11 protein-coding genes are annotated in these 12,237 nt (G+C 69.4%); 5 read left to right on the top strand and 6 right to left on the bottom strand.

What is annotated here, in order from left to right; translation table 11 throughout:
• Positions 1-96: 96 nt before the first annotated feature.
• Both AB0H54_RS08300 and AB0H54_RS08295 read right to left on the bottom strand, forming a co-directional pair.
• Positions 97-804 (bottom strand): class I SAM-dependent methyltransferase, encoded by a 708-nt coding sequence (locus AB0H54_RS08300; protein WP_357343760.1) that lies wholly within the window; start codon positions 802-804, stop codon positions 97-99.
• Positions 805-827: 23 nt separating this feature from the next.
• Positions 828-1,208, bottom strand: coding sequence for a DUF1801 domain-containing protein (locus AB0H54_RS08295; protein WP_355283115.1), 381 nt, complete (start codon positions 1,206-1,208; stop codon positions 828-830).
• 216 nt (positions 1,209-1,424) lie between these two features.
• Between AB0H54_RS08295 and AB0H54_RS08290 the strand changes: the two genes are divergently transcribed.
• Positions 1,425-2,102: a DUF4352 domain-containing protein gene (locus AB0H54_RS08290; RefSeq protein ID WP_357343758.1), complete on the top strand. Its 678-nt coding sequence runs from the start codon at positions 1,425-1,427 to the stop codon at positions 2,100-2,102.
• Between the two features lie 30 nt (positions 2,103-2,132).
• The gene (locus tag AB0H54_RS08285; RefSeq protein WP_357343756.1) at positions 2,133-2,549 is read left to right on the top strand and encodes a hypothetical protein; all 417 of its coding nucleotides are present in this window, start codon (positions 2,133-2,135) and stop codon (positions 2,547-2,549) included.
• Between the two features lie 68 nt (positions 2,550-2,617).
• Here AB0H54_RS08285 and AB0H54_RS08280 read toward each other — a convergent pair whose 3' ends face one another.
• Positions 2,618-3,943 carry an oxygenase MpaB family protein gene (locus tag AB0H54_RS08280; protein ID WP_357343755.1) on the bottom strand — a complete coding sequence of 442 codons (1,326 nt, stop codon included), beginning with the start codon at positions 3,941-3,943 and terminating at the stop codon, positions 2,618-2,620.
• Between the two features lie 88 nt (positions 3,944-4,031).
• Here AB0H54_RS08280 and AB0H54_RS08275 point away from each other — a divergent pair, with 88 nt between their 5' ends.
• Together AB0H54_RS08275 and AB0H54_RS08270 are read left to right on the top strand one after the other, a co-directional pair.
• The gene (locus AB0H54_RS08275; RefSeq protein WP_357344259.1) at positions 4,032-4,625 is read left to right on the top strand and encodes a TetR/AcrR family transcriptional regulator; all 594 of its coding nucleotides are present in this window, start codon (positions 4,032-4,034) and stop codon (positions 4,623-4,625) included.
• A 9-nt stretch (positions 4,626-4,634) separates the two neighbouring features.
• On the top strand, positions 4,635-5,654 hold the full coding sequence (locus AB0H54_RS08270) for an AraC family transcriptional regulator (RefSeq protein ID WP_357343753.1): 1,020 nt from the start codon (positions 4,635-4,637) through the stop codon (positions 5,652-5,654).
• Between the two features lie 49 nt (positions 5,655-5,703).
• Here the strand turns inward: AB0H54_RS08270 and AB0H54_RS08265 are convergent, their stop codons facing one another.
• A complete protein-coding gene (locus AB0H54_RS08265; RefSeq protein WP_357343751.1) occupies positions 5,704-6,687 on the bottom strand; it encodes an NAD-dependent epimerase/dehydratase family protein in 984 nt (327 codons plus the stop codon).
• A complete protein-coding gene (locus tag AB0H54_RS08260; RefSeq protein WP_357343749.1) occupies positions 6,684-8,033 on the bottom strand; it encodes an NAD(P)-binding domain-containing protein in 1,350 nt (449 codons plus the stop codon). The genes AB0H54_RS08265 and AB0H54_RS08260 overlap by 4 nt, the downstream gene beginning before the upstream one ends.
• 185 nt (positions 8,034-8,218) lie before the next feature.
• Here AB0H54_RS08260 and AB0H54_RS08255 point away from each other — a divergent pair, with 185 nt between their 5' ends.
• Positions 8,219-9,994: an FAD-binding dehydrogenase gene (locus tag AB0H54_RS08255; protein WP_357343747.1), complete on the top strand. Its 1,776-nt coding sequence runs from the start codon at positions 8,219-8,221 to the stop codon at positions 9,992-9,994.
• Positions 9,995-10,038: 44 nt separating this feature from the next.
• Here AB0H54_RS08255 and AB0H54_RS08250 read toward each other — a convergent pair whose 3' ends face one another.
• The gene (locus AB0H54_RS08250; RefSeq protein ID WP_357343745.1) at positions 10,039-12,117 is read right to left on the bottom strand and encodes a neutral/alkaline ceramidase; all 2,079 of its coding nucleotides are present in this window, start codon (positions 12,115-12,117) and stop codon (positions 10,039-10,041) included.
• Positions 12,118-12,237 lie beyond the last annotated feature (120 nt).

Genomic DNA, 12,237 nt, shown 5'->3' with positions numbered 1-12,237 from the left:
TACTGGCGAGTTCCCCCGGACGCCGACCCAACCTCGATGCCGGCGCGGACACACCGGGCTTCGACGGTTCCCGTTGGGCGAGCCGACGTCTCGCCGTCACCAGGCGTAGTACGACCGGACCGACGGCTGCCCGGTATATCCCGGCCCCGCGGTGTCGTCGGCGCCCAGGTAGGCCGCCGGGAAGCGGGGCGAGCGCGGCCCCTCACCGCGCAGCCGGTGCGTGCGCCGGTCGAAGGTCATCCCGCTCGCGCGCAGGGCCGCGAGGACGGCGGGCCCGGCCACGGATCCGTCGGCGCGGCGGATCTCTTCGGGATCGAAGTCGGCGGCACACCGGCCACCGGGTGCGACCCAGCCAGCCATGGCGGTGAGCACGGCGAGTTTGTCGCCGATGTAGTGCAGGCCGTGGACACAGGTGACCAGGTCGGCGGGGCGGTCCGGGGCCCAGGTCGTGGCCGAAGCGGTGATCAATCGCAGGCGATCGGTGCGCGGCCGGGCTCGGAAGAAGCCGACGAGATCGATCCCGATCAGCGTGACATCGGCCGACGGAAACTCCTGCGCGAACCGCTCTTCCGCCTCGAGCAGCGCCCGCCCCTCCCCGCAGCACACATCGATCCAGGTGACCGTGGCATCGGGATCGGCGCGCAGCCGCTGCGCCAACCGCCGGTAGGGATCGAAGCCGAGTTCCCTGGCGTAGCTGTTGACCCCCGACAGCCCGCGCCCCCGATTCATCGCGTTGTTCGCCACCACCGACGACAGTTCCAGCGCGGCGTCATCGAGCAGGCGGGGTGCGGATTCCGTGGTCACCCCACCATTCTGCCGTTGCCCGCCTACCCCTCGTTCAGTTCGACCGCCGCCCGCACGAGCTCCTTGAACCCCGCCTCATCGAGCTCGTCCCCCTCCCGCAGATCGATCACCCGCCGCGTGTTCCCCTCCAGCCCGGAGTTGAAAACCCCACGCGGATCAGGCAACCGAGCCCCCTTGGCGAAGGTGACCTTCACGATCTCCTTGTACGTCTCCCCCGTACACACCATCCCGTCGTGGTACCACACCGGCACCCCACGCCACTTCCACTCCTCGACGATCCCCGGATCCGCCTCGTGCACCAACTCCCGAATCCGCGCCAGCACCTCCCCCCGCCAATCCCCCAACTCCGCGATCCGCTCATCGATCCGCCGCCCAGCCGAACCCTGATCACCCGTCACAGTCATCACCGGTCGCTCTCGTCGTCGTCACCCGCCTGATCCCCGAGTATCCCCCGGCCGGCCTGCCCTGTCTTTGAGGCACAAGGGCGCGTTTCAGGCGCTTTGCCCAAATTTTCTCATACCAAACATCTTTTCCTGTGAGCTCTGTAACAACTTGTTTCCAGGTGGAGATGTCACACCCGCGTGGGGGACATCCCTGCGGATCTGAGAGAGGACCGCCCATTGACCACACCGCCGTACCCGCAACAGCCGTACCCGCAACAGCCCTACGGTCGGCCGCCCGGATACCCGCCGCCGCCGAAGAAGAGCAACGCGAACACGATCATCCTCGTCATCGTCGGCGTCTTCCTGCTCTGTGGCTTCGGTGGATGCGTCGCGGCATTGTCGAGCAGCAGCAGCGACGACAAGGACAAGACTGCCGCGACATTCACCACCGCCTCCGTCGGAGCCGGCGCGCCCGCACCCGGTGCCCCGGCGACGGGAGCACCCGCGGCAGGTGGCGCCGCGTCCGCGGGATCAACGGTCCGCGACGGCAAATTCGAGTTCGCGGTAACTGCGATCGACCCGCCGGTAAAGGTCATCGGCGACAACCCGTACCTCCAGAAGACAGCACAGGGCGAGTACATCCAGGTACACCTCACCGTGACCAACATCAGCAACAAGGCCCAGTCGTACTGGTCGGACAACCAGAAGCTGTTCGACGACAAAGGCCGCGAATTCGAGAACGACACGATGGCCGGAATCAATGTGAACGACGGCACCGCAATGGCTTCCGAGATCAACCCGGGCAACTCCATTCAGGTGGTCATCGTGTTCGATGTGCCCGCCGGAACGGCACCGGCCACGCTCGAACTGCACGACTCAGCGTTCTCCCGAGGTGTGAAGGTCGCCCTTCGCTGATATTCGCGCAAGGCGACATTCTCCGCGGCCGTGGCCGCGCTGATCGAAAGGATCTCCGGTATGTCCCGTCTGTCCCGTCGCCTCCTGCTCCCGCTCGCGGGTGCCGGTGTCGCAATCGCGATCATCACCGGCCAGTCGGCCACCGCTTCCGCTGCTCCGGACGAGCCGCCGAAAGCGGTCGAGACCGTCGGCTTCCCAACAACTCTCCTGGTATCCGCAACTCCCGCGAACTCGGTCGCGGCGGACGCGGAGGGTGTATCCCTCCCTCCAGGCGACACCATAGAACTCCGCGTCGGCGTGGGCGCGGCGATCGGCGCGGTCTTGGGTGCGCTCGCCGGGCTGCCGTTCTTCATTGTCGGCGCCATCCCGGGTGCCTTGATCGGCGGAGCATTGGGCGCCGGAATCGGGGCTATGTCCTGGCAGATCGCGAACCAATACGCGGGGTGACCGCGAACTCGGCTGCGCCGAAAGTTTTTCGGCGCAGCCGGGGGCACCGGAGCGCTCGTCGAGTTGAGTCAGGGCGCCGGGGGTGGGGTGTAGGTGTGGGGGTCGGTGGTGAACTCGGGGTTGCCGTAGGTGGCCAGGCGGTGGTGGATGAGGGTGGTGAGGTAGCGGTCGATGGTGGGGCGGAGGCGGGGGATGCGGGTGGCGCGGCGGATCAGGAGGAAGCGGCCGAGGAGGAAGGGGGCGGTCAGGGCGATGCGGGTCAGGTCGGTGGGGCCGATCGAGACGCCCATGGTGCGGGCGGCGCGGCGGTCGCCGTGGCAGAAGGCGGCGATGAAACCGGCCTTGCTGTAGCTTCTCTCGACCGCGTCGGCGATGCGGTCGACGCGGGATTCGGTGGGACGCAGGTAGGCGGCCATGGTCGAGCGGATCAGTGCGCCGCAGGTGGCGTCGTCGAAATCCGCGCGCAGCAGGGCGGCGCGGGCGTGGATGACGTGCACGATCGCCGCGGGCGTGGTGGGCAGCAGGTCCTCGGGCAGGCCGAGCAGGAAGCAGCGGTAGCGGCCGAATTCCACGAGCGCGCGTTCGCGGGCGGTGAATTCGGTGCGCCCGGCACGCAGCGCCAGGGTGGCGACGAGGTAGAGGTTGATCATCCCGGCGGGCATCTGATCGACCTGCGGAACCGGCACCCCGTAGACGGCCGGATCCCACCGGCCGGATCGGGCCAGCGCGTTGTGGCGGACCATCGAATGCATCAACCGGACCATGGCCGCGGCCTCGAAGCCGGGGCCGTGGCGATCCAGCGCGTCCGGCAGAGTGGTCACCGCGAAGAAATTCGCCGTCTCGTTGACCCGGCGGGCGGCTCGTCGTCCCGACAGCGCGCCGGTCAGCGCCATCGGCAGTGCCGCATAGGTATTGGTGAAGGTGGCGATGAACGCGCCCCTGGTCAGGAACGGCGCCAGCAGCGCCGCGCTGACCCGCGCTTCCCCGGCCCCCGCACGGACCAGGTCCATGTCGAGCCAGTCGGGAGTGGCTTCCATCGCGGCGATCAGGTCGACCAGTTCCGGCGGTGCGTCGGCGACGGCGTCGATGCCCTCGCGGCAGGCTCGCCGCACCATCGCGACCAGCTCACGCACGCCGTGCTCGGTGCTCAGCGCGGCGAGCGGGTCCCCGACCGTGTCGCCCAGCATCGTCGCGGTGGCGATCAGCTCGGTGACCCTGGGGTCGGCGAGGATCGGCTCGCGCGGGGCGACCCACTCCGGCAGCGCGGAGGCATCATGGGGCGCGACGGCCAGCCGGACCGGCTGCCGGTCGAAGTCGACGTTCCCATAGAGATCAGGCTGCCGCGCACGCTGGCCCCGGACGAGCCGGGCCAGATCCGGGTAGTAGGTCGTCATGCCATCCTCCGATAACTAACAAGTTGTGAGTAATACTCACGGATTGTTAGTTAGACTGTCAAGCATGACCCCGCAGCCGCGGCGACGGATGACCGCCGAAGCCAGACGCGAGCAGATCCTCGACATCGCGCACGCGATCGTCACCGCCGAGAGCTTCCATGCCGCGACGCCGAACCGCATCGCGGAGGAGGCGGGGATCAACCGCTCACTGCTCTATCAGCAGTTCGGCGATCTCGGCGGCCTGTTCGTCGCCCTCATCGACCGCGAAGGGGGCCGGGCCGCGGCGCAGTTCGCCGAGGCGGTCGCCACGAGCGGCGATACCGACGACCACCCCGCCCTGCGCGCCTTCGACAGCGTCCTGACCGCCATCGACGAACACCCGGCGACCTGGCGGCTGTTCCTGTTCCCACCCCAGGGCGCCCCGCCGGAGCTCTACGCACGCCTCGCCCGGTCACAGGCCGTGGTCCGCGAATACCTCGCCACGCAGATGCGGCGCGCCGACCCCGACCTGGCCGACCCGGAATACACCGCCCGGGTGCTCAACGCGGCTGCCAGGGAACTGCTCCAGTTGCGCCTCACCGACCCCGAGTCGGCCACCCGTGAACGACTCCGCGCGATGATGCGCAGGCTCGGATCCGGACTCCTGTCCACGCGGCCCGTCGGCGCCCCGGCACCGAACTGAGAAGACAGCATGCGCGCATCCGCCACGAAACTGGACCTGCCGACGATCCCGCCCTCGGTCCTGAGCGGCATCGTGGAGATCGGCGTCGGGGAAGGCCGCGACGTCGACCGGTGGTTCGCCGGAACCGGCATCGCCGGGCCTGCGGCACTGTCCTCGGACTCGATCAAAGTGTCCTTCCGGCAAGCGGTCTCGGTCGTGCGGCGCGCGGTCGAGGACATGTCGGAGGCGCCGCTGGGCATGCAGGTGGGCGGCCGCGACATCCTGCTGTCGATGGGCATGCTCGGCGTGGCCATGCGCTCGGCCGCCACCGTGGGCGAGGCACTGTCGATCGGACTCGAATTGCATCAGGCGTCGGGAAGCCTGATGGACCTCGAACTCGAATGCGCCACCGAGGCCGCCGCACTGCGCCTGCACGAACGGTGGCCGGAGCCACTGATCCTGCGCTTCCTCTGCGAGGAGATCCTGTGCAGCACCATTCTTTTCGTTCGTTCGGTGGTCGGCGCGGACTGGGCGCCGGAGCGGGTGGAACTCACCTACCCCGCACCGTCGTACACGCGGCGCTACGAGCGGTTCTTCCGGTGCCCGGTCGTGTTCGGTGCCGAGGCCAATCGCGCCGTCTTCCCCACCGCGACTCTGGCACTGCGCTTTCCGACCCGCAGCGAGCCCACCCGCGCGATCGCGGTGGACGCGTGCCGCAGGATGCTCGATGTCGGCGCGGTGGAACCCGATGTGGTGGCGATCGTCGAAACGCTGCTGGCCCAGCATCTTCGGTACCCACTGACCATGGGCGCGGTAGCCGCGCGGCTGCACATCACCGAGCGCACCCTGCGGCGTCGGCTCACCGAGGCAGGCGAGAGCTTCAGCGCGGTGCGCGATCGCGTGCGCAGGCAGCGCGCCACCGCGCTGCTGCGCGAGACGGCGCTCCCGATCGCGGCCGTCGCCCATCAGGTCGGCTACAGCGATATCCGGGAGTTCCGGCGCGCCTATATCCGCTGGACCGGGCAGCCCCCGAGCGCGGAACGGCGGTAGGCGGGCCGAGACGGCAGCGTCGGTGATGCCGCCCCGGCCCACGCGATCCTCACCCCGGCAGGTGCTGGTCGTACCAGCGCGCGGCGTCGAGGATCGCGGTCTCGAGGTCACCCGGGTGGTAGCCGAGCTCGGCGACGGCCCGCGCGCTGCTCGTCGCCTGCGGCAGCGAGAGATACCGCGCCAGCCCGGGGTCGAGGTCCGGCGCGGTCCCGGTGACCAGGGCGGTGAGTTCGCCGAGCGCGCCCGCGGCGGCCAGCAGCAGGCGCGGGACGCGCAGTGGCCGCTTGGCGGCGCCGACGAGTTCGGCCATCCGGGTGAACACGTCGTGGTAGCTGTGATTCGGTCCGGCGAGAATGTAACTGCCGCCGGTACTTCCGTGGTCGAGCGCGGCGATCATCCCGCGGGCCACCGCGCGCACGTCGCACCAGGAGGTGGTGCCGGGCGGAGCCGGGTAGCGCCGGCCCTGCTGCAACGCGCGGATCACCCGGCCGATCTGGAGGGTGTAGTCGTACGGGCCGATCATGAACCCGGGGTAGACGATCACGGCGTCCAGACCGCGTTCGATCCGGTGCCGGACCGCGAGCTCACCGGCGAGTTTGGTGTCGGCGTAGTGATAGCCGATCCCGGTGAACAGATGATCTCCGCCGTTCTCGTCGACCGGGCGCCCGTCCGGGAAGTAGCCGAGGACATCGGTGGTGCTGGTGTGCAGGAACCGCCGCACCCCGGTGTCCAGCGCGGCGTCGGCGAGCAGCGCCGGGACCACGGCGTTGACCTTGCGGCGCCGCTCGGCCAGCCCCGACCAGGTCGAGGTGTCCCCCGCGACGTGGAAGACCCAGTCGTGCCCGTCGACCAGATCGCGGGCGACCCCCGCTTCGGTGAGGTCGGCGAGCCGGACGGTGATCGGCAGCTCGTCGAGCCACCGGGTCGGCGACCCCGACATGCCCGACGCCGTCACCTCGTGCCCCGCGTCGAGCAGCTCACGCACCAGATTGGCGCCGACGAATCCGGTCGCGCCGGTGACCAGGCACCTCATGACGCGGACCGGATCGCCTCGAAGCGGCCTGCCAGGAGGTCGTCCCACCCCATGCGCCGACGCAGTCCCGCCAGATAGCGGTGGTAGGCGCGGGCGTCGACATAGGAGCGGTGGCGCGCGGAGGCGAGAAAGTTGATGCCGCCGTTGAGTTTCGGCCGATCGGCGGCGATGAGCTGATCGAATTCGGCCGCGCGGTCGGGGCGGTGATCCTGATCGTGCAGATACTGCGCGACGACATTGCTGATGTGGTCGAACAGGGTGTACGCGCTGGAGTTGATCTCGAGGTAGCCCAGCCCGAACAGATTGTGGTGGTCGCGGCTGAACACCGACATGTACAGGTCGGGCCTGCCCTCGTTCCACTGGAAGTACTTCTCGGCGTACGGAATCGACCAGTCGTACCCCGTCGCGTACAGCACCAGATCCACCTCCTCGCTGCTGCCGTCGACGAACCGCACCCGCGACCCGTCCAGTGCCGCGATATCGGGCCGGATCGCGACGTCCCCGTGTTGCAGGTAATGGACCAGCTGACTGTTGAGCAGCGGATGCGATTCGAACAGTTTGTGATCCGGTTTCGGCAGCCCGTATTTCGTCAGATCGCCCTGGAGCAGGCGCAGGACGGCCCGGAAGAACGGGCGCTCCAGCCACAGCGGTAGCTGCGGACCGCCGTTGGCGAGTTCGTCGCTCGGGATGCCGAGAATGTGTTTGGGGATCAGGTGGTAGCCGCGCCGGATGCTGACGAACGCGGCGTCGGCGTTCGCGGCCGCGTCACACGCGATATCGGCGCCGGAATTGCCGAGGCCGACGATCAGCACGCGGCGCCCACGGAATTCCAGGGCGCTGCGATAGGTCGACGAATGCCGCACCTCTCCCGCGAATTCGCCCTGATGCCGGGGCACGCGCGGTGACCAGGTCACCCCGGTCGCGCAGATGACGGCGCGGTAGTGGCGCACGGTGCCGTCGGCCAGGGTGACCTCCCACGCGTCACCGTCGCGCCGCACGTCGGTGACGGCGCAGTCGAACCTGATGGCCGCGCGCAGCCCGTATGCCGCGGCGAACGAGCGCGTGTAGTCCAGGATCTGCCGGTTGCCCGGGTAGTCGGGATAGGTCTCGGGCATGGGGAAGTCGAAGAATCCCGAGGTCTTGCGCGAGGAGATGAAATGCGCGGACTCGTACATCGGCGTGCCCGGGTTGTCGAGATCCCAGATTCCGCCGACGTCGGAATGCCGCTCGAACTGGTCGTAGGCGATCCCGAGCCGCTTCAACGCCCTGGCCGCGGACAATCCCGCCGGTCCGGCCCCGATGATACAAACCCGCTGCGGTGCTGCCTGCGCTTCGTTTTCTGACATTGGGGAATCGAACAGGTGCGCGCCCGGATTCGATAAGGGGGAAGACGGCAAAGCAGGGGGCAGAACCGGACAGCCTCGATCGCTGTCCGGTTCTGCCCTCTCCCGGACTGGAACGCCCCTCGCGCCGCCGACATCGCGCGACTGGAATACCGGGGATCCTGCCCCCTTCCCGCGAGGACCCCTGCATGTCTCCTGATAACACCCTGACCCGTCGCGGCCTGTTCGCACTCGGCGGGGTCACCGCCGCCGCTGCCCTGGCGCTGCACAACGCTCGCCCCGCCGTGGCCGGGCCCGGTGCCGACGCCGATGTCATCGTCATCGGCGCCGGCCTGGCCGGGCTGGTCGCCACCGCGGAACTGGTCGCCGCCGGGCGCCGTGTGCTGCTGCTCGACCAGGAACCGGAGGCGAGTCTCGGCGGCCAGGCGCACTGGTCACTGGGCGGGCTGTTCCTGATCGATTCCGTCGAGCAACGGCTGGCCGGGATCCGGGATTCCCTCGACCTGGCCCGCGGCGACTGGTTCCGCACCGCGGGCTGGGATCGCGGGCCCGATGACGCACTCGGCGAGGACTATTGGGGAAAGCGGTGGGCCGAGGCCTACCTGGACTTCGCCGCCGGCGAGAAGCAGTCCTGGCTGCGCGGCCTCGGCATGAACTGGGTGCCGATCGTGGGCTGGGCCGAACGCGGCCAGGCCGACAACGGCGTCGGCAACTCCGTCCCCCGCTTCCACGTGACCCTCGGCACCGGCCCCGGGGTGGTCGAGCCGTTCGAGCGGCAGGTGCGCACGGCCATGGGCCGACAGCTCACCGTCGGCTTCCGCCATCAGGTCGACGGCCTGGTGCTCACCGACGGCGTGGTCACCGGGGTGCGCGGCACCGTCCTGGAACCCAGCGGCGCCGCCCGCGGCACCCCCAGCTCCCGGATGCCGGTCGGCGAATTCGAGTTCACCGCGGCGCAGGTGATCGTGACCGCGGGCGGCATCGGCGGCAATCACGAACTGGTGCGCCGCAATTGGCCCGCCCGGCTCGGGACGCCGCCGGCGCGGATGATCACCGGTGTCCCGGCCCACGTCGACGGCCGCATGATCGGCATCTCCGAAGCCGCGGGCGCCCGCCTGGTCAACCGGGATCGCATGTGGCACTACACGGAAGGGCTGAGCAATCACTCGCCGATCTGGCCCGGTCACGGCATCCGGGTGCTCGCCGCCCCGTCCTCGCTGTGGTTCGACGCCGAGGGCAACGCCTTCCCCGCACCCGGCATCCCCAGTGTGGACACCCTCGGCACCCTCGAACTGATCCAGCGGACCGGCTACGACTACTCCTGGTTCGTGCTGAATCAGCGCATCGCCGACAAGGAGTTCATCCTGTCGGGCTCCGAGCAGAATCCCGAGATCACCCGCAAGGACCTCGCCGGCTACCTCGCGATGCAGGCGCTGACCGACACGCCGCCGCCGGTGCGCGCGTTCCTGGATCGGGGCGAGGATTTCGTCGTCGCCGACGATCTGGCCGGGCTCGTCGCGGGCATGAACCGCCTGACCGGCCGCGACCTCCTCCGGCTCGATTCGTTGCGCGATCAGATCATCCAGCGCGACAACGAGATCGGTGATCCCACGAGCACCGATCCACGGATCGTGGCCATCCGCCGTTCCCGCAACTATGTCGGCGACAGCCTGGCCCGCACCACCGAGCCGCACCGGATCCTGGACCCGGCCGCCGGGCCGCTCATCGCCATCCGGATGAACATCGTCACCCGCAAGACTCTCGGCGGCTTGCAGACCGATCTCGACGGTCGCGTCCTCGACGTCCGTGGGGAACCGATCCGTGGGCTCTACGCCGCGGGCGAGGTCGCCGGGTTCGGTGGCGGCGGCGTGCACGGCTACCGCGCGCTGGAAGGCACCTTCCTCGGTGGCTGCCTGTTCTCCGGCAGGCAGACCGGGCGCGGGGCCGCGCGGGACGGCGCTTGAGACACCGCGAGGCGGCCCGGCCGGAGGGCCGGGCCGCCTCCGCGTCAGGCGACGACGAAGTCCGGGGAGGTGCCGGTGAAGGCGGTGACCGTGCCATTCGGGTCCCGGTGGTCACCGTGATAGACGATGCGGTAGCGGCCCGGCGCGGTGTCGCCGGGAATCGTCCAGCTCACCCGGACGCGCGAGGCGGCGGGCTGTCCCTCCGGGCGCGACCAGTGCAGCTCGGTACACCAGTCGTTGTCGTCGAAGACCCGTCGCCACTGCCGTCCATCGCCGCACTGCACCTCGAAATAGGTTCCACCGGTGCGGAAGTCGTTGACCGGATGGGCGCCGACGAACTCGACCGACACCGTCTCGCCACGCCGGGTGGTCGCCGGGGGCGGGCTCAGGACATCACCGAAACCACACCCGTCGACGGGCACGTCCGGTGGGACGGCGGGTAGCAGATTCGGTTGCGGGCCCGAGGTCCAGTCCAGCGGGGCCGGGCCACGGCCGGGATCTATCCGGGCCGCCAGCGCCCGTGCCAGTGTGTCGAATTCCTGCATGTAGGCGGACAGCGTCCATCGCCCGAACACGGTGTGCCCGCCCTCGTACTGCTGGGAGACGTACTCCTCCGGAGTGACCGAATATCCGGTGTAGCCGTTCGCGTAACCCTGCATCAGCACGGCGTCGACGGCCACGCCCAATGCCCGGGCCACCACGCGCCGGACCCGCAGTCCCGCCACGATGCTGTACTCGGCCGGACCGGCGGCCAGCACCAGCTCGCCCAGCCGCAGGATCTGGATCGGCACCACATTCGGCACCCAGGGGCGCGGCGGCATCGTCCCCAGCGGCGCCAGCACGATCTTGGGTGCCTGGATATCGCGCATCCACTGGTCGATCGGCCCGTCCAGACCGCCGAGTGCCGCCACGACCGGATTGGTCATGCCTTCCTCGAGGATCGGGACGATGTGGTGGTAGTTGTCGGTCGACTTGTTGGCCGCCAAGGTGATACCGATCATCGCCGGTGCGGTCCTGGCCGGTCTGCCGTCGGGGGTGTAGGCACCGTCGATGGCGACCGCGCCCATGTCGACGTAGCGGGTCACGGCGTCGACGCCGGTGCTCGTCATCGGCCGCGCGGTGTCGAAAGCCGCACGCGCGGCCTGATATTGGCGTTCCCCGATCAGCGCGCAGTTGAGCTGGTTGTCGTCGGTCGGCCCGGACGGGCGCCAAGGCGTGAGATTCAGGTTCGGTGACATGTCGCCCGCGTTGGTCTGCGGGAACGCGGCCAGGAACCGGGGCTGCCCGTCCTGGTAGCGCACGCCGTTCTCGTCGTGCTCCCACCGGTAGCTGGCGTAGCCCTTGTGCTCGCCCGCGATCAGGCGATAGCGGTCGGTCAGCGAGGTGCCGTGGGTGGCGAACCAGGCGATCGCCCCCACATCGTGTCCGCTCTGCCGCAGCCGCAGCACGGTGATCGCCGGATCGATCGCGTTCGGGAACTGCGCTTTGTCCTCGTCCGGGTTGAGTTCGAAGGCGACGCGCGCGCGATTGGCGCTCGCGTCGTGCAGTTCGCCGCGACCCAGCCACAGCTCGCCGGGCGCCAGCCGCTCGTGGGCGGCGGCGATCGCGGCGACGATGCCGTTCACCTCGGCCTCGTGCGAATTCCGCTGAAAGCCGTAGGCGGCAAGGGAATACGCGTACTCCCGCGCGGTGCCACCGCACGAGCTGTGATTGTGGGTCGCGTTGATGTTCAACGTGCGCTCGGTGTACAGATCACCGAACCGCTGCGCCAGCCGCCGCATCACCTCCAGATGCACGGACTGGAACACGCACGCGATATCGACGGTCACGAAGGCCACCCGGTCGCCGGTGGCCCGGTCGACGACGACGAACGCCCGCGCCCACGTCCGCATCCGCAGCCCCTCGGCGACGATCTCGACATCGGAGTACCCCATGGTGCCCTGCCCCGCGATCGCGCCGGTCGTGTCCGCGATCCCGCACCCGATCAGATACGCCTGGCCGTCCCCGGACCCCGGATCGGCCCCCGCGGTACCGAGCAGGGTCGACCCCACCGCGGCGGCGGTGGCGGCGGCTGTTCCGGCGAACAGCGACCGACGTGAGACCGGACGATTTCCAATGACCATCGACAGCACTTTCCTCCATGACGAACCCGCGAAATCTGATTCCGGGTAGTCAAGTCACAAACGACGGCGCGTAGGAGGGCGCTTCCGGCCCGGCAGGGGTGCCCGACCGGACAGGTCGAG

Source organism: Nocardia sp. NPDC050718, from assembly GCF_040654235.1.
Classification (GTDB): domain Bacteria; phylum Actinomycetota; class Actinomycetes; order Mycobacteriales; family Mycobacteriaceae; genus Nocardia.
The sequence above is the reverse complement of the archived record's forward strand: the minus strand, read 5'-3'. Positions and strand labels throughout refer to the sequence as shown.